Origin of the sequence: Thermocrispum sp. (assembly GCF_002919275.1) — a bacterium.
Classification (GTDB): Bacteria; Actinomycetota; Actinomycetes; order Mycobacteriales; family Pseudonocardiaceae; genus Thermocrispum; species Thermocrispum agreste.
In genome coordinates this window covers 1-21583 of record NZ_PKFA01000043.1, presented here as the reverse complement: position 1 = coordinate 21583, position 21583 = coordinate 1, and the positions used below count along the sequence as shown (strand labels likewise).

23 protein-coding genes are annotated in these 21583 nt (G+C 69.4%); 3 read left to right on the top strand and 20 right to left on the bottom strand.

The window, feature by feature from the left end:
- Positions 1-389: 389 nt before the first annotated feature.
- The 4 genes from CXP56_RS09445 to CXP56_RS09430 all read right to left on the bottom strand — a co-directional run bounded on the left by CXP56_RS09445 (position 390) and on the right by CXP56_RS09430 (position 4219).
- Positions 390-1802, bottom strand: coding sequence for an FMN-binding glutamate synthase family protein (locus CXP56_RS09445; protein WP_084608993.1), 1413 nt, complete (start codon positions 1800-1802; stop codon positions 390-392).
- A complete protein-coding gene (locus CXP56_RS09440) occupies positions 1787-2503 on the bottom strand; it encodes a GltB/FmdC/FwdC-like GXGXG domain-containing protein (protein ID WP_051309798.1) in 717 nt (238 codons plus the stop codon). The genes CXP56_RS09445 and CXP56_RS09440 overlap by 16 nt, the downstream gene beginning before the upstream one ends.
- Entirely contained in the window at positions 2500-3453 is a 954-nt protein-coding gene (locus tag CXP56_RS09435; protein WP_084608995.1) for a class II glutamine amidotransferase domain-containing protein, read from the bottom strand. Before CXP56_RS09435 ends, CXP56_RS09440 begins: the two co-directional genes overlap by 4 nt.
- A gap of 112 nt (positions 3454-3565) precedes the next feature.
- The gene (locus CXP56_RS09430; protein WP_169725216.1) at positions 3566-4219 is read right to left on the bottom strand and encodes a GntR family transcriptional regulator; all 654 of its coding nucleotides are present in this window, start codon (positions 4217-4219) and stop codon (positions 3566-3568) included.
- Positions 4220-4313: 94 nt separating this feature from the next.
- Here CXP56_RS09430 and CXP56_RS09425 point away from each other — a divergent pair, with 94 nt between their 5' ends.
- Positions 4314-4712 (top strand): Rid family hydrolase, encoded by a 399-nt coding sequence (locus tag CXP56_RS09425; RefSeq protein ID WP_286900782.1) that lies wholly within the window; start codon positions 4314-4316, stop codon positions 4710-4712.
- Between the two features lie 57 nt (positions 4713-4769).
- On the opposite strand, the gene CXP56_RS09420 is transcribed toward CXP56_RS09425, so the two are convergent.
- Entirely contained in the window at positions 4770-6329 is a 1560-nt protein-coding gene (locus CXP56_RS09420; RefSeq protein WP_084608998.1) for an APC family permease, read from the bottom strand.
- A gap of 189 nt (positions 6330-6518) precedes the next feature.
- On the opposite strand from CXP56_RS09420, the gene CXP56_RS09415 reads away from it, so the two are divergent.
- Positions 6519-7307 carry an IclR family transcriptional regulator gene (locus CXP56_RS09415; protein WP_028846800.1) on the top strand — a complete coding sequence of 263 codons (789 nt, stop codon included), beginning with the start codon at positions 6519-6521 and terminating at the stop codon, positions 7305-7307.
- Positions 7308-7405: 98 nt separating this feature from the next.
- Here the strand turns inward: CXP56_RS09415 and CXP56_RS09410 are convergent, their stop codons facing one another.
- The gene (locus tag CXP56_RS09410; protein ID WP_028846801.1) at positions 7406-7600 is read right to left on the bottom strand and encodes a hypothetical protein; all 195 of its coding nucleotides are present in this window, start codon (positions 7598-7600) and stop codon (positions 7406-7408) included.
- Between the two features lie 234 nt (positions 7601-7834).
- On the opposite strand from CXP56_RS09410, the gene CXP56_RS09405 reads away from it, so the two are divergent.
- Complete coding sequence (locus tag CXP56_RS09405) at positions 7835-8260, top strand: OsmC family protein (protein WP_028846802.1); 426 nt, start codon at positions 7835-7837, stop codon at positions 8258-8260.
- Between the two features lie 32 nt (positions 8261-8292).
- Here CXP56_RS09405 and CXP56_RS09400 read toward each other — a convergent pair whose 3' ends face one another.
- The 14 genes from CXP56_RS09400 to mbhE all read right to left on the bottom strand — a co-directional run.
- Positions 8293-9753: a glycoside hydrolase family 3 protein gene (locus tag CXP56_RS09400; RefSeq protein ID WP_028846803.1), complete on the bottom strand. Its 1461-nt coding sequence runs from the start codon at positions 9751-9753 to the stop codon at positions 8293-8295.
- 1 nt (position 9754) lies between these two features.
- Positions 9755-10582, bottom strand: coding sequence for a carbohydrate ABC transporter permease (locus CXP56_RS09395; protein ID WP_028846804.1), 828 nt, complete (start codon positions 10580-10582; stop codon positions 9755-9757).
- The gene (locus CXP56_RS09390; RefSeq protein WP_038044630.1) at positions 10579-11565 is read right to left on the bottom strand and encodes a carbohydrate ABC transporter permease; all 987 of its coding nucleotides are present in this window, start codon (positions 11563-11565) and stop codon (positions 10579-10581) included. The genes CXP56_RS09395 and CXP56_RS09390 overlap by 4 nt, the downstream gene beginning before the upstream one ends.
- A 5-nt stretch (positions 11566-11570) precedes the next feature.
- Positions 11571-12863, bottom strand: coding sequence for an extracellular solute-binding protein (locus CXP56_RS09385; protein WP_038044550.1), 1293 nt, complete (start codon positions 12861-12863; stop codon positions 11571-11573).
- Positions 12864-12945: 82 nt separating this feature from the next.
- A complete protein-coding gene (locus CXP56_RS09380) occupies positions 12946-14109 on the bottom strand; it encodes an ROK family transcriptional regulator (RefSeq protein ID WP_038044551.1) in 1164 nt (387 codons plus the stop codon).
- Between the two features lie 48 nt (positions 14110-14157).
- Positions 14158-15681, bottom strand: a complete 1524-nt coding sequence (locus tag CXP56_RS09375) for a PH domain-containing protein (protein ID WP_286900777.1) — start codon at positions 15679-15681, stop codon at positions 14158-14160.
- The gene (locus CXP56_RS09370; RefSeq protein WP_028846808.1) at positions 15678-16178 is read right to left on the bottom strand and encodes a PH domain-containing protein; all 501 of its coding nucleotides are present in this window, start codon (positions 16176-16178) and stop codon (positions 15678-15680) included. The genes CXP56_RS09375 and CXP56_RS09370 overlap by 4 nt, the downstream gene beginning before the upstream one ends.
- Positions 16179-16200: 22 nt before the next feature.
- Positions 16201-16533 (bottom strand): cation:proton antiporter, encoded by a 333-nt coding sequence (locus tag CXP56_RS09365; RefSeq protein WP_028846809.1) that lies wholly within the window; start codon positions 16531-16533, stop codon positions 16201-16203.
- On the bottom strand, positions 16530-16799 hold the full coding sequence (locus tag CXP56_RS09360; protein ID WP_028846810.1) for an MrpF/PhaF family protein: 270 nt from the start codon (positions 16797-16799) through the stop codon (positions 16530-16532). Before CXP56_RS09360 ends, CXP56_RS09365 begins: the two co-directional genes overlap by 4 nt.
- Before the next feature lie 6 nt (positions 16800-16805).
- On the bottom strand, positions 16806-17315 hold the full coding sequence (locus CXP56_RS09355) for a Na+/H+ antiporter subunit E (protein WP_051309803.1): 510 nt from the start codon (positions 17313-17315) through the stop codon (positions 16806-16808).
- A complete protein-coding gene (locus CXP56_RS09350; RefSeq protein ID WP_286900771.1) occupies positions 17315-18700 on the bottom strand; it encodes a complex I subunit 5 family protein in 1386 nt (461 codons plus the stop codon). Before CXP56_RS09350 ends, CXP56_RS09355 begins: the two co-directional genes overlap by 1 nt.
- Positions 18700-19152 carry a sodium:proton antiporter gene (locus CXP56_RS09345; protein ID WP_051309806.1) on the bottom strand — a complete coding sequence of 151 codons (453 nt, stop codon included), beginning with the start codon at positions 19150-19152 and terminating at the stop codon, positions 18700-18702. Before CXP56_RS09345 ends, CXP56_RS09350 begins: the two co-directional genes overlap by 1 nt.
- The gene (locus CXP56_RS09340; protein ID WP_038044552.1) at positions 19149-19616 is read right to left on the bottom strand and encodes an MnhB domain-containing protein; all 468 of its coding nucleotides are present in this window, start codon (positions 19614-19616) and stop codon (positions 19149-19151) included. The genes CXP56_RS09345 and CXP56_RS09340 overlap by 4 nt, the downstream gene beginning before the upstream one ends.
- Positions 19610-21583: hydrogen gas-evolving membrane-bound hydrogenase subunit E (mbhE, locus tag CXP56_RS09335; RefSeq protein WP_286900768.1), on the bottom strand; the 1974-nt coding region annotated here is incomplete at its 5' end. The genes CXP56_RS09340 and mbhE, both read right to left, overlap by 7 nt.

The following is a 21583-nucleotide window of genomic DNA, read 5'->3' as shown; positions in this document are numbered from 1 at the left end:
TGCTTCCGGTCGGCCACCGGAAGAGAGCACGAGGCCGCTCGCCGACCACGGGGCTGCGCCAGTCGGCTCACCGGTCCGACGTTGCCTGCTTCCCGCCAGCAGTCCGCGCAAAAACGAACCGAGGCAGGGACCGGCTCAGCAACCGGCCCACTCCCGTCCACCGGGCGAAGGGGAGCGAGGCGCACCCATTACCGACAAGAGCACCCAGCCCTTCCCCGCACAGATGCCCGGCCCTTCCCTATATAGGTAAGGAAAGGGCCTGCCCCTACATAGATCCTGCCCCTATATAGATAAGGAAAGGGCTTGCCGCTCCCGTTCCACTGCGTCAGCGCATGGGTCACGGGGCAGGGCAACGCCTCGGCGCGCCGCCCCACCCCGTGGGTCTGCCACTACCAGCTGAACGGCTTGTCGGCCCCGATCAGCGGGATACCGGTGAAGGCGCTCGCCTCCAGCGTGAGGGCGCGCAGGTCCTCCGGCTCCAGGTTGTGCACGCTGGATTTGCCGCACGCCTTGGCCAGCAGCGTGGCCTCCATGGTCAATGCGGTGAGGAACCGGTAGATGCGCTCGGACGCCGCCTCCACGTCGACCCGCTCGGACAGCACCGGATCCTGGGTGGCCACGCCGACCGGGCAGAGTCCGGTGTGGCAGTGGTGACACGCGCCCGGCTCGGTGCCCAGCTTGCGGTAGTCCTCGATGTAGCGCGGGGAGTTGCACCCCAGCGCCATGAGCGCCGCGGTGCCGATCATCACGCAGTCGGCACCCAGCGCGAGCGCCTTCGCGACGTCCGCACCGGACCGGATGCCACCCGCCGCGACGAGCTTCACCTTGCCGCTCATCCCGGTGTCGTCCAGCGCCCTCCTGGCCGCGGGGATGGCTGCCAGCGTCGGCACTCCGGTGTGGTCCAGCAGCAGTTCGGGCGACGCACCGGTACCGCCTTCCATGCCGTCCAGGACGATGACGTCCACGCCGGTCTTGGCCGCGACCGCGGTGTCGTAGTACGGCCGGGTGGCGCCCATCTTCACGAAGATCGGCACCCGGTAGTCCGTCGCCTCGCGCAGTTCCTCGATCTTGATCGCCATGTCGTCGGCGCCCAGGAAATCGGGGTGCCTGCAGGTCGAGCGCTGATCCACGCCCTGCGGCAGCGACCGCATGCGGGCCACCCGCTCGGAGACTTTCATGCCGAGCAGCAAACCGCCGGTGCCCGGCTTGGCGCCCTGGCCGACCACCAGCTCGATGGCGTCGGCTCGGCGCACGTGCTCCAGATCGACCATGTAGCGGGCCGGGGTCAGCTGGTAGACCAGCGTCCGGTTCTCCTCGCGCTCTTCCTCCAGCATCCCGCCCTCGCCGGTGCAGGTCATGGTGCCCGCCTTCCTGGCACCACGCCCCAGTGCCGCCTTGGCCGTGGCGGACAGCGCGCCGAAACTCATCGCCGCGATGTAGATCGGGATGTCCAGGGTGATCGGCTTCTCCGCCTTGCCGAGGCCGTCGCCGAGCACCGTGGTGGTGTCGCACTGCTCCCGGTAGCCCTCCAGCGGCAATCGCGTCATGGTGGCCGGCTGGAACACCAGGTCGTCGAACGTCGGCAGGTTGCGCTGGAACGTGGAGAAGCCGCGCAGCTGATACCGTCCCAGCTGCGCTTTCGCGTGGATGTCGGCGATGACCTCCCGCTGCCACCGCGAGGAACGCCCTTCCGCATACGACGAGGTGATCCCCGCCGGGCGCGCAGCGTCCGCTCCGTCACCGAAGGCGATCAGCTCCTCCGCGGCCTGCTGCCCGTTGCGCACGCTCAGATCATCAGCCATTTCTTCGCATCCCTTGCCTCGAAGTACCAGAGCTTCTGACCGGACACGACCTGCTTCCAGTCGCACCCGGCGGCGTCCACGCCCAGCCCGGACAGCAGCGACTCCACCTCGGCGACTTCTTCGGCGCTCGGGGTGATCACCTTGGCGTCGACGCCGAGGGTCCGGATCTCACCGGCAACCCAGACGCTGCCTTCCCACAGCGAGTCGCCGACCGACCCGATCGCATCGCCCAGGCAGATGACCCGGCCGCCGTGGCCCATGAACCCGGTCGAGTACCCGACGTTGCCCTCGACCACGATGTTTCCGGCCTTCTGCGCGACACCGCACCGGGGACCGGCGTTGCCCTTGACGTGGATGGTGCCGCCGCGCATGGCCGCGCCGAGGCTCATGCCCGCGTTGCCGTGCACGGTGATGTGCCCGTCGGCCAGCCCCTCGCCGGTGCCCCAGCCGGAGTTGCCCTCGACGACGATCCGGCCGCCGTTGCTCAGGCCGCCGCAGTAATAGCCGACGCTGCCGCGGAAGGTCACCGAACCGGCACCGCTGAGCGCGACCGCGAGGTTGTGCCGCGACATCGGCCGCTCGACGACCACGTCCCGCCCGGCGGCGACGGCCGCGCGGATCTCCTGGTTGACTTCCCGGATCGGCCGGTCGCCGGCCACGATCTCGAGCACTCCGGCGTGCTCGACGGTCTCGGCGGTCATGCCGCTAGCCCTCCCTCGTCTTCGTCGGGGCGCAGACCCCACACATGCGTCATCAGGGGTTCGTCGAAGTTGCGCACGTCCACCTCGTCGACGTACAAGCTGCGCAACGCCTGCTCCTCGGTCGCGATGGCGATCCCGTCGTCGGCGGCGACGACGGCCAGCGGTTTGATCGCCCACCTGTCCTTGGCCATGCCGATGCCGTCCGGCGTTCCGAGCAGATAGGTGAACACCCCGTCGAGCGCCGACTGGCTGCGCACCAGCGATTCCCGGAGGCTGGCGCCGTTCTTCATCTGCACCGAGTTCCACACCGCGATCAGCTCGGAGTCGTTCTCGCTGACGAACCGATAGCCCTCGCGCTCCAGGCGGCGCCTCCACCGGTAGTAGTTCGTGAGCTGGCCGTTGTGCACGATGCAGACGTCCGGGAACGGCCGCGCCCAGAACGGATGGCTGGCGATCGGGGACACCAGCGACTCGGTGGCCAGGCGCATGTTGGACAGCGCGTGCGTGCCGCGCAGCTCGGAGACCCGGTGCTTGTCGTCCACCGCGCGCGCGTCGCCGACGTCCTTGATCACCTCGAGCGCCCGGCCGACCGACAGCAGCTCGACACCCGGGCGGGCCTCCACCTGTTCCACCCAGCGCGCCAGGTCGGCGATCTCGTCCACCTCGGCCCGCCAAAGAACGTGCCGCTGACCGCTCTCGTCCCACGTCGGATCGGCGAGCAGGTCACTGCCGAACTCCCGGGTGGTGTCGGTGAATGCCTGCAGCGTGGCATCCAGGTCGGCGCGGTCGTCCAGGAAGCCGCGGACCACGTAACCGCGTTCGCGGGGAACCCCGTACACCGCGAAACCGGTGGAATCGGGACCGCGATGGCGCATGCACGCGGCCAGCTCGACGATGTCGGCGCCGACGGCCCCGGCGTCGTAGCGCACTCTGCCGGAGATACCGCACATGTGAACAACCTCCCGGGCTGACAGGATTCTCAATTTCGTATACCGTATTTGGTACGATGTCACAAGGCAAGCCGGGGGTCACGGCATGAGGATCGAGCCGGTGCCCGCCGCCTCAGGCGCGGTGGACCTGCAGCCCTTCGGCGATGTGCTTGCGCATGCCGGCGAACGCCGCGTCGGACCCGGCGCGCAGCGCCTCGACCAGCGGCAGGTGCGACTCGGTGACCGACGTGCGGCGCTTGTCGTGGGCCAGGTAGTCGGCGAACGCCACCTGCCCGCGGGCGCGCAGCCAGATCTGGTCGAACAGCTCAAGCAGCGTCGGGTTGCCGGTGACCTCGACGATCGTGCGGTGGATCTCCATGTTCGCGGTGTAGACCGCGCGCGGATCGGTCATGTCGATCCCTTCCATGGAGCGCACCGTCTTCTCGACCTTGTCGATGGCTTCCCCGCCGATCTCCGCGACCCTGCGTGCCGCGTACCCTTCCACGGCCTCACGCGCCTGATAGAGGTGCACGACGTCCTGCTCGGAGACCTTGCTCACCACGAATCCGCGCCGGCCGGCCGGAGACACCAGGCCCTCGCGCTGCAGCCGCAACAGGGCGTCGCGTACCGGCGTTCGCGAGATGTCCAGCTGCTCGGCAAGCGTGTCCATCACCAAACGCTCCCCCGGCTCGATCTCGCCCGACAGCAACGCTTCGGAAATGCGCTGGTAGGCGATGTCGGCCAGGGTTTCGTTCGGCCTGCCGATCGGCTTCATCGCAGCGGACATCACGATCACGCTTCCTCGGACCCCAACGGAGAGATCGTCCTTTTGTACATCGTATGCGAAAGACCGTGGGCATGGCACAGAGGAGGTTCCCGGCATGATCGACCTCACCCTTTCCGGCGGAGGCCGTTTCGAAGCGGCAGGCAACTACGCCCGGCTGCGCCGCGTCGGTGATCACGTGTTCGTCGCTGGTACCACGGCCGTCGAGCCGTCCGGACGCCTGCACGCACCGGGAGACACCTACGCCCAGACGCGATTCGTGTTCGACCGGATCGCCCGGCTGCTGGACGAAGCCGGCGCCACCATGGCCGACGTGGTGCGGACCCGCGCCTACCTTTCCGATCTGAGCCAGGCCGGCGAGTACGTCCGGGCCCACGGCGAGGTGTTCGCCGGCATCCAGCCGGTGGCGACCGCGGTCCAGGCCGGCCTCACCATGCCGGGGATGATGGTGGAGATCGAGGTCGACGCCATCGTGCGTCCGCGCGAGAAGAACTGAAGCAAGACCTCGTCCAGGGGTCGCGTGGCGGACGGACCCCTGGACGAGCCGGTGAAACTATTCCTCGTCGAAGATCGCGCCCATGTTCTGCCACGTTCGTGGCCGTGCGCGCTTCAGCCAGGCACCGACAGCCACCGCCGCGATCACCAGCGCCAGGCACGCCCACGGCACGATCTGCATCACGAACGGGATCGGCACACCCGGCTCGGCCTCGACGAAGGAGTAGTAGAGGCCACCGAAGACGGCGATGCCGCCCGCGGCGGTCGCCGGCACGCCGAAGATGACGAATCCCTTCTGCCGGGTCCGCACGCCGTAGACGATTCCGGCGACGCCGACCAGCAGATACACGAACATGACCAAAGGCGTGCCGAGGGTGGCAAGCCACGAGAAGGCGTAGACACCGCCCGTCGTCGGGTCGTCGACACCGGACACCCCCACCTGGGTCTGCCTGCTGGTCGACCAGACCGATCCCATCACCATGCCGAACCAGACCACGAGCGTGAACAGGATCGAGTGCCACGGCGTCCGGAAGCGCGGGTGCAGCTGGCCGAACCACCCGGGCAGCACCCGCTCCCGCCCCATCGCGAACAGGACGCGGGACACCGCGGTGTGCACACCGAGCGCACAGAAGAAGCTGGCGGCTGCGGCGGCCGCAAGCACCACGTTGCCCAATGCGGTGGACGGGGCGACCGCGGCCAGCCCGGCAACGCTGGCCGGCCAGTCCTGCGTGGCTTGCCGCACCCCGAAGCCGATCGAGGTCGCGTAGGTGATCACCAGGTAGATCGCGCCGCCCAGCAGAATGGATCCGATGACGGCACGCGGAATGTTGCGGCGTGGATCCCGGGTCTCCTCGGCGAGCACCGCGCACGCCTCGGCACCGGTGTAGCTGAGCATCGCGAACGACAATCCGAAGAAGATGCCGGTCCACGACACACCGGCAGCGCTCGGCGAGAACGCCCCCGCATCCCACGACGTCCCCGGGTTGTCGATCTTGGTCACGCCGTCCAGGACACTGGTCTCCGGCGACCCGATGCTGATCACGACGAACGAAACGACCAGCATCCCGCCGATGGTCAGCACGGCGAACAGCAGCTGGCTGCGGGTGGACAGATTGACGTCGAACATCGACAACAGCGCGCACACCACCAGGCCGAACGCGAAGAACCAGAACCAGCTGACCGGCTCGGCAAGCCCCAGCACGGAGGCCACCAGCGAGGACGTGAAGAACCCGAAACCGGCCATCACCGCTCCGCCCAGGATCAAGAACGCAGCGGCGTAGCACCAGCCGGCGACGAAGCCCGCTCCCCTGCTCAGACCCTGCGTGATGTAGGTGTAGAGCGACCCGGCCGACGAGACCCGGGTGGCGAACTGCGCCACCACCATCCCCACACACAGCATGGCCAACGTGCCGAGCAGGTAGGCCAACGGCGTGGCGCCACCTGCCTTGGTCGACGCCAGGTAGGTCAGGAACGCGCCGGACATGGCGGGCGCGATGACCGAGATGCTCTGGGCGATCACGTCGAGCAGTCCCAGTGTCTTGCGCAGGCCCGTCCGCCCGCCGGCGGCAGACCCCGGCTGCGCAGCGTCGAGCGCAGGCTTCACAGCGTCTAAGGACATCCGGACACCTCGTGTGCTGAGTTTCGTATTTGGTATCCGGAAGGTAAGTGGTTGCAGTCACACCGTCAAGAGATCCGGCGACGCCGAAGCCGGACGTGGCACCCGCACCGCAACCCACGGCCCGGTTCCTGACCAGGTCATACGATGGCGCTCGACACGGCGGCGAAAGACGCGAAGCGACGGGAATCAATGGGAAGCAGCAGCGACGTGCCGGCCCTGCGCCGAGGCCTGGCGATCTTGCGCCTGCTCGCCACCCACGCGGGACCGCAGTCGGCGGCCACGATCGCCCGCCAGCTCGGGCTGCCGCGGTCGACCACCTACCACCTGCTGTCGGAGCTGGCCGCCGCCGGATTCGTCGTGCACCTCCCGGAGCAGCGCCGCTACGGCCTGGGGATCGCCGCCTTCGAACTCGGCTCGGCCTACCTGCGTCACGAACCGCTGGAGCGGCTCGCCGGGCCCATCCTGCGCGAGCTGGTGGACGCGCAGGGGCACACCGCGCACCTGGGCGTGCTGCACGGCAACGAGTCGCTGTATCTGATCAAGGAACGCCCGGCCAGGCCGGAAGGCCTGGTCACCGACGTCGGCGTGCGGCTCCCGGCACAGCTGACCGCGTCCGGCCGCTGCATGCTCGCCCGCCTCCCCCGCGCGCAGGTGCGCGCGCTGTTCCCGAGCAGCCGCGATTTCGTCATGCGCACCTCGCGCGGGCCGCGCCACCTGGCCGACCTGCGCAGGCTGCTCGATCACGAGCGGCGACTGGGCTGGTCGGTGGAAGACGGATTCGTCACGCCCGGGTTCGCGTCGGTGGCCTACCCGGTATTGGACCACTCGGCCCACCCGATCGCCGCGATCAGCATGACCTTTCGCCACGTCTGCGACGGCGACCGGCCGTGCGGGCGACAATGGCCGGAGCTCGCCGAGCCGGTGCGTGCCGCCGCACGCCGGCTGTCCGCCTTGATCGGCGGGCGCTCCGGCGAATGACGGCGTGACCCGTCAGCCTTGTCAGGCCCGATCCGGCGTGGGGGCGACTCCGCGCCGTCGATCCGGCGCTCTGGTGGTGACCTGCGAGTGCGACTCCGTCAGCGGGAACGCGCCAGGCTCGGCTCCAGGCCGAGCATCTCGAGGAGTTCCCGGCACTCGTTGGCGTCGGTGCTGTGACTGGCGACCGTGAGGACCGCTCTGCCCGCTTCCGCTTCCCGCCGGAGCTGCTCGGCCTGCCGCGCCTGGGCCGACCAGCCGTGCTCGGTGGTGTGCGAACGCTTGGCCTGCGTCATGTCAGCACTCCTCAACGCACGATGACCGTCCGGATGTGACCTGCATCGTGGCACCGGTCACGGGCACCACGAAGCTCCTCCACGCCACTGGCATGATTGCGCCAGCAGTCTTCACAACGCGGAAACATTCCGTTACACAGCGCGTCCGAAAAGTGGAACTCTTTCGCCGAGCCGATCCGGGCGCCCGGCCGTACGGTGGGAAGCGGGACAGCCGCACACCGAGAGGAGTCCGCAATGGCCACCGTTCGCACGGCCAGCACGCACTGGGAAGGCACGTTGTTCGAGGGCTCCGGCCGCACCACGCCCCGCTCCTCGGATCTGAGCCCGTTCGACGTGACCTGGGCAGCCCGTGCCGAGGAACCGGGCGGCCTGACCAGCCCCGAGGAGCTGATCGCCGCCGCGCACTCGGCCTGCTTCTCCATGTTCCTGTCCAACGTCCTGGCTCAGGCGGGCACGCCCGCGCAGGCACTGGACACCACCGCTGACGTCACCTTCCAGCCCGGCGAAGGCATCACCGGCATCAAGCTGACGGTCCGCGGCACGGTTCCGGGCATGAGCGAGGAGGATTTCCTGGCCGCCGCGGAGAACGCCAAAGCCAATTGCCCGGTGAGCCAGGCGCTGAGCGGCACCACCATCACCCTGGACGCCGCGCTCGCCTGACGTGCGCCGCGTGGCCGATGGCAGGCGTGAGGTCAGCCGGCCATCAGCCGGCTCGCCGCCTCCGCGGTGATCCGCGAGGCGCCGAAGGCCAGCACGTAGTTGTCACCCAGCACCTCCGGCGGTGAGCCGATGCCGTGGTCGACCACCACCAGGTCCGGCCGCACGGCTCGCGCCGCCTGCACCACGCGAACCTGCCAGGGCAGCCGCCGGGCTTCGCGCACGCAGATCACCACCCGGCGGTCCGGGTAGGCCGCAAGCACCTGCGTCACGTCGCAGTCCTCGGCGGTCAACCGCACCACCTCGGTGCCGGGCAACCTGGCCGCCAGCAACGCCCCGACCCCCCACGGGACGTTGCCGGCGGCCACCGACGGTCCTTCCCACAGCTCGAGCACCAACGGCGGGTCGGTGAGCGCCACGTCGCCGTGCGCACGAACGGCCTGCTTGGCGGCGATGCTGGCCGCGGGCAACGACTCGTCCGCCCGGTCCGCATTGCGGCACCACTGCGCCAGGGAGCGCACCCGCTCGGCCGCTTCGGCCAGCCGGTCACCGGACAGCCGCCCCGACTCGACGGCACCGACGATCGCCGCGGCCATCTCCTCGACCCGGCCGGGCTCCACGGTGTCTCCCCCGATGCACAGCGCGTCCACCCCGGCCTGCAGCGCCAGCACCGCCGCCTCGGCATGGCCGACCGTGCGGCTGATGGCGTGCATGTCGAGGCCGTCGGTGACCACCACGCCGTCGAAGCCCAGCTCCTCCCGCAGCAGACCGGTGACGATCTCACGGGACAACGTCGCCGGAGCGCCCGGGTCCACGGCTGGCATCAGGATGTGCGCGGTCATCACCAGCTTGACGTCGGCCTTGACCGCGGCCCGGAACGGCGGCAACGCCTGCCGCCGCACGTCCTCCAGCGAGTCGCGCAGCACCGGCGTGGTCAGGTGGCTGTCCTCCTCCGTGCCGCCGTGCCCGGGGAAATGCTTGGCTGCCGCGGCGACGCCTTGCGCCTGCTGCCCGAGAACCCACGCGCTCACGTGCCGCGACACCAGCTCCGGATCGGATCCGAACGCGCGCACCCCGATCACCGGGTTGCGTTCGTCGGCGTCCACGTCCGCCACGGGAGCGAAGTTCACGTCGATGCCGCACGTCCGCAGGCGTTCACCGAGTTCGGCGGCCACCCGCTGGGTCAGCGTCACGTCGTCGATGGCACCGAGCGCCGCATTGCCGGGCAACGACGAGCCCTCCGCGGCGTCCAGCCGTGTGACGTCACCCCCCTCTTCGTCGATGGCCACCAGCAGGTCCGAGCGCGCCGCGTGCAGCTGCCCGGTCAGCTCGGCGACCCCGGCATCACCCCGCCGCGGATCGACGTTGCGGCCGAACAGCACCACGCCACCCAGCCCTTCGCCGGCCAGCCGGAGCACCCACTCCGGCGGCTCGAAGGTCCCGATGAACCCGGGGAAAAGTGTCGCCAGCGCAAGTTCACGCAGATCCGATCGCATGTCAGCCCTTCACCGCCCCCGACACCAGGCCTGCGGTCATCCGCCTTTGCACGATGAGGAAGAAGACGATCACCGGAACGGCGATCAACGCCGAGCCGGCCATGATGCCCGCCCAGTCGCTGGTCCGGTTGGCCTCGGTGAACGTGCGCAGCCACAACGGCAGCGTCATGTTCTCCGGCCGGGTCATCACGACCAGCGCGAGCGAGAACTCGTTCCACGCCTGCAGCACCCCGTACACCGCCGCGGCCGCCAGCCCGGGCGCCAGCAGCGGCAACGTCACCCGCAGGAACGCCTGGGTACGGGAGCAGCCGTCCACCATGGCCGCTTCCTCCAGCTCCAGCGGAACGCCCGCGACGAAGCCGCGCAGCAGCCAGATGGTGAACGGCAGCAGCGTGGCGACGTAGAGCAGCGACAACCCGCCGACGGTGTTCAGCATGTCCCACGCGTCCAGCTGCTTGAACTGGGAGATGAACAGTCCTTCGGCCGGGATCATCTGGATCACCAGCACGGCGACCAGGAAGCTACGTCTGCCGCGGAACCGGAACCGGGACAACGCCAGCGCCGCCAGGAACGCCAGCACCAGCGCGACTCCCACGGTGATCAGCGTGACGACGGCGCTCATCTTCAGCGCGCTGAAGAACCCGCTGTCGAACACCCGCTCGTAGGCGGCCACCGTGCCGTCCACCGGCACGAAGGTCGGCTCCTCGGCGCGGATCCTGTTCTGCGGCAGGAACGAGCTGTTGATCATCCAGTAGACCGGGAACGCCCACAGCGCCGCCAGCAGCACGGCGGCCGTGGACAGCACCCAGCGGCGGGACGAGCGGATCATGACGCGGCCTCTTCCTTCAGCAGCACCCGCACGTAGTACAAGCTCAGCCCGACGGTGACCAGCAGGATGAACCAGGACGCCGCGGCGGCCAGCCCGAACCGTCCTTCGCCGATGCCCAGCCGGTAGATGTAGGTGCCGATCAGGTTGGTCTCCCTGGTGATGCCCCCGGCGTCCTGCAGCACGAAGATCTGGGTGAACACCTTGAGATTCCAGATGATCTGCAGCAGGCCGACGATCAGCAGCACCGGCCGGATGATCGGCACGGTCACCATGCGGAACCGCTGCCAGCCGCCCGCCCCGTCCAGTTCGGCGGCCTCCAGCACGTCCGCGGGCACCTGAGTGAGCCCGGCGTAGACGGTGAAGGCCACGAACGGCACGCTCATCCAGACCACCACGATCCCCGCGACCACGAAGAACGACAGCTGGTTCAGCAGCCACGAGTGGCCGGCGAAGCCGTCCAGGCCGAGGGTGGTCAGCAGCCAGTTGATCACCCCGAACTGCGCGTCGAACAGCCACTGCCACACCGTCAGCGACGCCAGGTGCGGCATGGCCCAGGCCAGCAGCAGCGCCACCTGGAGGATCAGCCGCGGCAGCCGCCCGATGCGGGTCATCAGCATCGCCAGTGCGATGCCGACCACCATGCACACCGCGGAGACCGCCAGGCAGAACAGCACCGAGCGGGCCAGCACCGTCCACAGGTAGCCGTCGGTGAGCAGCTGCTCGTAGTTGTCCAGCCCGACCCACTCCGGCTCCCGGCCGAACTGCTGCGCCAGACCGTACTCCTGGAACGACATGACGATCTGGCGTGCCAGGGGGAAGCCGAGCGCGGCCAGCAGGACCACCAGCGTGGGGAGCAGGAACGCGTACGGCAGCAGGCCGCGCCGCCGCGGATCGCGTCCCTGCCGCCCGCGGGGAGCGGCGCCACCCTGCTCCGGCGGCAGGGTGGCCCGCTCGTCGGGCACCGTCGCAGCAGGTGCGGACATGACCGTCACTCGGACGAGGCGAGCTGCTTGGTGATCTCTTCGTCGGCCTTCTTGGCCAGCGCGGCCACGTCGCCGCCCTGGGCGATGCCGACGAACAAATCCTCGAGGATGCGGGCGCCCTCCACCGAGGCCCAGCCCTGCGCCGCCGGGGTGAGCTTGGCGTTGCTCACCGCCTCCGCGGTCGCCTTGGCGAACTCGTCGTCGCCCAGCTTGTCCGCCAGCGACAGCTTCGCCGGGGTCAGGCCGTTCTCGGCGTACTGGGTCTGGAACTCGTCGGACAGGATCAGCTCGACCAGCTTGCGGGCCAGTTCCTTGTGCGACGACTTGGCCGAGATCGCGATGTTGGAACCGCCGAGCAGCACCGGGGCGGGTTCACCGTCGGAACCGGGCAGCGGGAACACACCGATCTTCTTCAGCATCTCCGGGCAGCCGATCTCCTTGTCCGCCAGCGAGCCCCTGAACCAGCCGGGCCGCAGCGCCATGGCGACCTTGCCCGCGCAGAACGGCACCTCCGGCTGGGCCTCGTTGCCGTCGCGCGGTGCGCCGGACGCCTCCTGGAAGATCTCGCTCACCAGCTGCAGGCCCCGCTGCGACTCCGGCTTGCTGAGCGCGCCGACCCACTTGCCGTTCTCCTGCACCGCGAAGTCGCCGCCGGCGTCCCACAGGAAGGCGGCGCCGTCCCGCCAGTCCTGCCCGGGCAGCCAGAAGCCGGAGAACCCGGAGACGTTCGCGTTGTCCTGCTTCAGCTTCTTGGCCGCGGCGACGAACTCCTCCATCGTCTTCGGCACGTCGAGCCCGGACTTGGCGAACAGGTCCTTGCGGTAGAACACGTAGGCCGAGCCGGCGTACAGCGGGACCGCGTACACCTTGCCGTCGGCGCTGCCCGCTTCCACGAAGCTCGGCAGCAGGTCGTCCCCGCCCAGCTTGGGCACCAGGTCGGTGATGTCTTCGAACGCGCCGACGGTGGTGAACGTGGCCGCCTGGGTGTTGCCGACCTCCACCACGTCGGGTGTTTCCTTGGCGCTCCCCAGCGACGTGGTCAGCTTGTCCACCAAGCCTTCCCACTGCTGCTCTTCGATCACCAGCTTGGAGCCGGGGTTCCGCTTCTCGAACTCGGCTTTCAGCCACTGCCGCATCGGCTCGGGGGTGTCCGGCCCGTTCAGCCACAACCGGATCGTGGCGGGACCGGACTGCTGCGGCACCTCGTCGGCTTCGTTCCCGCCGCCCCCGTCGCCGCAGGCGGTCATGGCCAGGCTCGCGGCGGCGAAGAGAGCGGTGAGGACACGTGTTCTGGCCACGGCGGACCTCCAGGTCGAGGAAATGAAAGGTTTCCTTCCAGTGGGTGGATACCACTGTAAAGTTCGTTTCCAGTTTTGCTGGTCACGGTTGGGTAACAGAGCTGAACAACCCTCGCCGGGCCCGGTCCACCGCCGCCAGGACCGCGCCGCGCAGCACCGGCTCCTCGACCTCGGTCGACACCACCCGCGGATGCACCGGCGCGATGTGCCGCACGCCGCCGGCGAGCAGCCGACACAGCTGGTCGCCACCGGTGGCGCCGATCTCGCCGGACAGAATGACCAGAGCAGGATCGACGACGGCACACACCGCAGCCACCCCCAATGCGAGCCGATCGGCCAGCACGCGCAGGAAGGCCTCGTGCCCGCCCGCCAAGGCCACCCGGACCGCCGTGGCCGCGTCCGGTGCCTCGATGCCGTGGTCGGCGGCCAGCCTCATGACCGCGCCGGCACCGACCAGCCCCTGGAACGCGCCCTCCGCAGGCCGGTCGACCCGTGCGCGCGACGTGACACCTGGCATGGGCAGGTAGCCGATCTCCCCCGCCGCACCGGTGGCGCCGCGGTGGAGCCGGCCACCGAGCACGACGGCCAGACCGACACCGCGCCCGACCCACAGCAGGACCAGGTCGTCGACGTCGCGCCCGGCCCCCTCAGCACGTTCGGCCACCGCGGCCAGGTTCACGTCGTTCTCGAACGTCAGCTCGCAGCCCAGGTCGGCGGCCAGCACCTCGCGCAGCCCGCGGTGCCACCCTGGCAGGTCGAACGACAGCTGGATGTCGCCGGTCGCCGGATCGACCACGCCGGGCATGCCGATGACCACCTGGTCGACCGCCGACAGCTCCAGCCCGGCCTCGGCGGTCACCTCCGCGACCGTGTCGTGGATCAGCCCTTTCGGGTCGGTCGCGCCGTTCACCGGGCGGCGCAGCCGGGCGACCGTGGTGCCGGTGACGTCGGCGATGGCGACGTCCGCATGGTCGGGGTTCAGGTCGACCCCGACGCTGAACGAACACCCCGGCCGCACCGCGTAGACCTCGGCGCTCGGGCCACGTCCCGCCGAGCGGGAGCCGACCACCTCGACCAGCCCCCGGCGCTGCAGCCTGGCCAGCAGCTGCGAGGCGGTGACCTTGGACAGGCCGGTGCGCTTGCCGAGCTCCACGCGCGTCATCGGCCCCTCGGTGAGCAGCAGGTCGAACGCGCTGCGGTCGTTGATGGTGCGCAGCAGGCTGGGGGTAGCGGGGCGGGCGGCCACGGAAGCTCCTAGTAGGAAACAGTCTTTCCAGTACTGGCTCAGCGTAGCTCAGTCGCGCACCACGAAGGGATCGAGAAGGTCGGGAACCACTCGGCAGGCGACGGCGAGCACCTCGGCGTCATCCGCATCGTAGGCGGTGAAGGCGCCGGACCCGGCCGCGGTCGTCACCGTGAAGTCCGCCAACCCCAAGCGTCGCTGGAACGGTGACTGCCGCACGGTCACGCCGATGATCCCGCTCCGCCGCAACGCCGCCGTCCGTCGCGCCAGGACGCCGTAGCGGACCAGCAGATAGTCCGCGGTGTGACCGTGGCCGAGGTTGCGGTAGTTCTCGATCGCCACGAACAGTGCGCCCGGGAGCAGGACGAGCGCGCTGATCCACGCCACGTGCAGCAGGATCGACGTCACCGTGAGGCCGATGACGACCAGGACGGCCTCGACGACGGCAACGGCGGCGACCGCCCAGACCAAGCGTCTGCGCAGCGCGGCTCGCGGGTGGCCGGTGATGTCCGCCGTCGTCGGTGACTCGGGTTCGCGGAGGATCTCCGCCGCGACGCGCTGGGCGATCTCCCGCGGCGCCTCGGGCAGCAGAACTTTGGTGTCCTCCCCTGGTTGGTCCGGCTTGTTGTCCCGAATGCCGGTCGCCACCGCTTCCAGCCGTCCGCCGCCGAGCAAGCGAGCGCCGTACGGTTCCACCAGCTCCACACCGCGCAACCGGTCCTCGGCCAACGACAGCGACCGATGGATGAGCAGCCCGCGGCGAACCTGGAGCGTGTCGCCGGTCCGCTGCAACCGGAAGTTCCACCACGCTTCCACGCCGAACGCCAACGACGCGACGAGCCCGACGACCAGGACGACTACCACGGCGAGGGGGATCACCGTCCACAGCGACAGCTCACGGATCAGCTCCGCCGCCTGGCCGAGGACGGAGTCGCGAAGGCCGAACCAGTCGGTGATCTGCCAGGCCACACCGCAGGCGGCAACGCCGAGCACGCCGGGCCAGATGCTCACGGGCACGTAGCGGAGCCAGCCGAGGTCGAACTCGGCGAGCACCGGCGGTGGTTCGCCGACGGGTTCGTCGCTGTCCACGGTGGGCGCGGGCCGAGTGAGCAGGTCGTCCCGCAGCATGTCCGCGAACGAACGGCTGACCGCGTCCAGGGTGAGCTGGCTCCCCTCGGACTCGGCGTGCTCGCCCGTCCCGATGTGCACCTTGGCCACGCCGAAGACGCGGTACAACGGGTGGGCGTGGACGTCGACGGTGCGGATCCGCTCGCGGTGCACCGCGCGGTGTTGCCGCCGCAGGATCCCGGTGCGCAGCTCGACCTTCTCGTCGGTCACGCGGAACCAGGTCTTGCGGATCCGCAGGTAGTCGTAGAGCACTACGGCACCGACGACCACGACGACGCCGGAGAGCACCAACAACAGCACCAGCGGCACCGGCAGGGCGTCGTTGTTGATCAATCCGCTGGTGACCGGTACACCGATCGCGACGCAGACACCCAGCATCCCGGCCGTGGTCACGCCGAGCGTGCGCTTGTCCAGCTTCTGCCAGGCGATGTCTTCGGCGTCGGTCACGTCGCGTCTCCCGGGGTGGCCTGCGCGATCGCGGTCAACCGGGCGACGAGGTCGGCGGCGAGCTCATGGTCCAGGCCGTCGATCTTGATCGCGCCCTTGGCCGACGCCGTGGTGACGGTCAGCGTGGACAACCGGAACAGCTGCTGCAGCGGACCACGGACGGTGTCGACGGTTTGGATCCGGGACATCGGCGCGACGCGCCATTCCTGCCACAGCCACCCGGACCTGGCGTAGACGGCTTCGTCGGTGCTCTCCCAGCGATGCACGCGGTAACGCCAGCGGGGCATGATCAAGACGTACGGGATGCCGACCACCAGCGTCGCGACGAGCGCGGCGACCAGCCAGGGCCGCGGCTCCTCGAGCACGGCCGCAAGCACACCGAGCACGACGGCGACCGGCACGACGTCCAGCAATGCCCGCACGGTCCACCAGGTCACCGCACGCCGGTCCACCAGATTCTTGGGCGCACGCAGCCGTAACGATTGTTCCCCAGGCACGCTGCGAGGCTACCGCACGTGATCAGCTCTCCGTCGTCTTGTCCTCCGCGCTTTCCTGGGCTTTCCGCGCGGTGCGGCGCCGGTGCGCGGTGCGCGCGATCGCGTGGCTGGACACCGGCGACGTCAACGCGACGAACACGATGGCCAGCGCGGCGAACGTGATGATCCGGATGTCCTCGGTGGCGATCGACGAAGCAAGGATGCAGATGATGCCCGGACCGGTGGCCAGGCCCTGCGCGTGCAACTGCCCGAGGACGGTGGGCAGGCGCAGGACACCCAGCACGCTGATGGTCAGCAGCACCAGCCCGATCAGCAACAGCAGACCACCGACCACCTCGAGCACGATCGAGATCATCCGAACGGACCTCCCTGGTCGAGGTAGCGGGCGGCGGCGACGGTCGACACGAACGACAGCAACGCCAGCGCCACCGCGGCATCGAAGTAGAACGGCTGACCGCGCAGGTAACACAGCAGCGCGAGCAGCGCGATGACGATGATCGCCAGCAGGTCCAGCGCCACCACGCGCTGCAGCACGTTCCGGGCGCGCACCAGCGCGACGCCACCGGCGATGAGCAGGAACGTCACCCAGAACAGCGCGGGAACGACGATGAAGTCAGGCACGGCGGATCACGGGAACACGCGGCGTTGCCGCCGTCGGTAGGTGTCGAGTTGCTCGGCGACCACCGCGTCCGGGTCGGTCGCGTCGATGACGTGCAGCAGCATGCGTCCCTTCTCCTCGTCGATCTCGACGACAACGGTGTCCGGCACGAAGCCGACCCGGACTCCCCACGCGGCGGCGGACTGCGGCCCGCCGTGCGGCGGGATCGGCACCTCGACCAGGTCCGACTTCGCCACCTCGCGGCGGATCAGCCACCGCGCTGTCTTCCACGTTCCGGTGACCAGGTCGATCAGCGTTCCGCCGATCAGCGCGGGCACGCCGGCCAGCCTGCGCGGCAACGGGGTCTGCGACCGGGTTCGGATGATCCCGACGTTGCGGCCCGCCAGCACCAGGGCCGTCGCCAGCAGCACACCGACGAGAATGTCCGCCGGGTCGATGCTGGTCAGCACCATCAGGTAGATCGCGGTGAGCACCACGATCCGCACCACCGGCCCGAGGATTCCTCCTTGTTTGCCCATCACGACGCTCCCGGGCTGGACGACGTCAACGACTCCACCGCTTGCCCGCTCAACGCCAGCAGCGGTTCCGGCCACAACGCCCCGGCCAGCACCAGCACCGCAAGCCCCGCAGCGATCAGTCGCTGCGGCAGCGGGCTGGCTTTGGCCTTCGCAGGATCGGCTCGCCAGAAGCAGCGCTGATAGACCTGGAACATGTAGACCAGCGACAGCGCGCTGCCTGCCACCAGGAGGACGATCAAGGCGGTGCTGTCGGCCAGGATGCCGGTCCGGAACAGCTCCAGCTTGCCGACGAATCCCGCCGCGGGCGGCACCCCGGCCACACTGAGCGATCCGATGGCGAAGGCGCCGGCCACCAGCGCGCCACGCACTCCGGAGGCCAGGAACAGCAACGCCTTGTTCAGCGAGTTGACCACGCTGTACAGCACGGCGGCCACCAGGCCGACCGGCCCGGCCACCCCGAGCGCGACCAGCACATAGCCGACCTGGCCGATCGCCGAGTAGGCCAACATCTCGGCCACGTCACCACGGGAGACGGCGAGCACACCGCCGTAAAGGATCGACACCGCGCCGAGGATGATCAGCGCCAGGCCCGCCTGTTCCAGCTGCTGCGGAAACAACCCTGCACCGAAGCGCAGCAGACCGTAGGCACCGATGTTGGCCACCGCGCCGCTGAGGATGGCGGCCACCGAGGGGCGCGCGCCCGCGTACACGGTCGGCAGCCAGAAGTGGAACGGGAACAGGCCGAGCTTGACACTGAACGCGATGAAGAACCCGGTCGCGATCAGCAGCACCGCGTTCGGGTTGACTTCCAGCATCCGCTCGGCGATCTGCTCCATCGCCAGCGTTCCGGTCACCCGGTAGGCACCGGCCACCGAGAACACGAAGATGAACGAACCCAACAGGTTGACCGCGGTGAACACCAGAGCCGCACGCAGCTGCCGTCGCTTGCCGCCGTATGCGCTGAGCGCGTAGGAGGCGGTCATGGCCAGTTCGAAGAAAACGTAGAAAGAGAAGATGTCAGCGGTGACGAACAGGCCGTTCAAGCCGGCGGCGAGGATGACGACCAGGCCGGGGAACGTCCTGGTGCGCACACCGCCGACCGACTCGTAGGCGGCCGCCGCGGTCACCACCAACACCGACAGCAGCGCGAAGGTCACCCCGAGCGGGTCCGCCTCCAGCACGATGCCGATGCCTTCGGGCCAGTGGCCGGTCACCACCCGGACGTTGCCGTTGCCGTACACCTCCGCGGCGAGGAACGCCAGCACGACCAGCGTCGCGACCAGGGTGGACACGGCGAGCCAGGCGACCGCGCGGTTGCGGCCGTTGGCGATCAGCAGGACGGCTCCCGCGACCCACGGCAACAACAGAGCGATCGACAGCAGCATCAGCGCACCCGCCCCAGCTCTTCGTGCTCGATGGCCTCCGCGTCGTCCTCCTTGGCGCCTTCGACGCCCTCGACCTCTTCCCGGTCGGCCTGCCGCTTGCGCTCGAGACGGGCCTCGACCTCGGCCTCGGTCGCGGCAAGCGCATCTTGCTCGGAGGTGCGGAAGACCACCACGACGCGGTGCACCATGGCCAGCAGCAACGCCACCGTCGCCAGCCCGATGACCAGCGCGGTCAACGCCAATGCCTGCGGCAGCGGGTCGCTCGGGTCGTCATCCGGCCCGACGTGGATCACCGCCTGCCCACGGTTGAGGCTCGAGGCGATGATGGTCAGCACGGCCGCCTGGGAGATCAGCATGATGCCCGCGACCATTCGCACCAGGTCCCGCTTGAGCAGCAGGTAGGCACCGGATCCGAACAACACGGCGGTGGCCAGCGCGAAGGCGATGATCATGACTTCTCCTCTCCGCGCAACCGGCCGAACTGGTGCAACAACATCACCAGCACGCCGACCACCAGCAGGAACACGCCGATGTCCATCAGCAGCTGGGTGAACAGTTCGAGCTTGCCGAACTTGGTCAGCGGCTCGCCCGGCGCCGGCTGATGCGACACCGGTTCCTCGCCGTACACCAGCGGGAAGAAACCACTGGCCAGCGCCAGCAGCAACCCGGTGACGGCGATCTTGGGGGCATGCCGCAGCACCGGCAGCACGGCTTCCGCGCCGTCCGCACCGACCGCGACGTAGGTCAACGACACCGCGAGCGCGACGATCACGCCGGCGGCGAACCCGTCCCCGACCTCCGCGTAACCCTTGACGATCAGCGCCGCGGCCACCATCACGCTCGGGGCAGGCAGCATGCGCGCGACGACCCGGACGACCGAGTCCGGGGCCGCGCCGCGACCGCTACGCCTCACCATGTCTTCCCCCTGCGCATCAGCGTGGCCACACCGATCACGGCGACCAGCAGCACGGTGATCTCCACCAGCGTGTCCAGGCCACGGAAGTCGGCGACGATGGCGGTCACCACGTCGCCGCCATGTGCCTCCGGAGCCAGTCGGATGTGGTCGTCGGACACACTCTCGGCAGCCGGTTTGGACAAGAAGCCCCACACCGTCACGAAGGCGGCGAGCCCCGCGATCGATCCGGCGACCACGTCACGCCTGCGGCGTTTCCTGCGCACCACCGAGCCCCGATCCTCGTCGGGTTCTTCCTGCGGCAGCCGGGCGAGCGCGGCGACAAACACCAGCGCCAGCATCGTCTCCACCATCACCGCCACCAGCGCCACGTCGGGCGCGCCGATCAGCGCGTACACGGCGGCCAGCGCGAAGCCGACGACCGACAGCGCGAGCGCGATCGCCAGTCGCGACCTGGAGCGCGCGATCACGAGCGTGACGACGGTGATGAGGCCGAGCAACGGGAGGATCACCCAGTCGGCGCCGCTGACGTGCCCGAGCGCGAAGGCACCGTCCGTGGGCGTCGCCGCGAAAGCCAGGCCGACCAGCAAACCGGCGGGCACCAGCACGGCAGCGATGCTGCTGCGCAAATCACGAACCTCGAGCCCGTGCACTCCGGCAGACGCTCGGTCCAGACCGTGCAGCATCGCTTCGTAACCGCGGCGGGGACCGAACAGATCACCGGCACGCGCCAGGGTCCGGGACAGCACAGTGGTGAGTCTCGGCGCCGCCAACAGCAGGCCGCCCAGGGTCCACGCGGCGATCGCCATCAGGTTTTCCGGGCTGAGCTCGAGGTGGTAGCCGGGATCGACCTCCACCGGCCTGCCTGCGGTCACCTCGCCCCCACTCGCCGCCAGCCGGGCGAACGGCTCCGTCACCAGCCCGCCCACGACGGTCACCGCGGCGAGGAACGCCACCGGCGCGACCATGACGACGGACCGCTCGGTGACCTGACCCTTCTCGGCGCCGAGAAACAGCGTGACCCAGAAGCGTCCGATGTAGGCAAGGGTCAGTGCGGCAGCGACCACGGCCAAAACGGTGGTGACGCTCCCTTCCTCCCAGGCCGCGGCGAAGAACAACTCGTCCTTGAAGAACCCGATGGTCAACGGCAACGCAGCCAGTGAAGCGGCCGCCACCGCGGAGGCCACGGCCAGCACCGGCATGCGCCGCCCGAGACCGCCGAGTTTCGACAGCCGATCCTCGCCGGTGGCCATGGTCACCGCTCCGGCCGTCATGAACAGGGCGCTCTTGGCGACGGCGTGCGCCATCACGTAGAAGGCGGCGGCGCCGTTGCTCGTGCTGCTGCCCATGCCGTACAGCAGCACCATGTAGCCGTACTGCGAGATCGTGGAGTAGGCCAGCACCTGCTTGAGACGGTCGCACCGCAGCGCCAACACGCCGCCGACGACGATCGACAAAGCACCGATCACCAGCAGGCCGGTCATCACCAGTTCGCTGCGTTCCAGCAGCCGGTGCACCCGGCCGATCACCAGCACGCCCGCCGCCACCATCGCCGCCGAGTGCAGGTAGGCGGACACGGGGGTGGGCGCCGCCATGGCGCGCGGCAGCCAGAAGTGCAACGGGACCTGGGCGCTCTTGGCCAGTGCCGCGACGGCGATCAGGGCGGCCGCGACCGTCGTGGTTTCCGACGGCCCGACTCGCTCGATCAGCTCGGGGATGGCGAACGTGCCGTACGCGGCGTACAGCAGGACCGCGCCGATCAGCATGGCCACCGCGGAAACCACCGTGACCAGCAGCGCCATCACCGCCGAGGTGCGCGCCTTGCTGTCGGATCGGTCGAAGCCGATGAGGTAGTAGGAGCACACCGCGGTCAGGTCGAAGAACACGAAGACCAGCACCAGGTCCTGGGCCGTCGCCAGGCCGACCATGGCCATCGCGAACAGCAGCATCCAGGGCCAGAACCGCCAGCG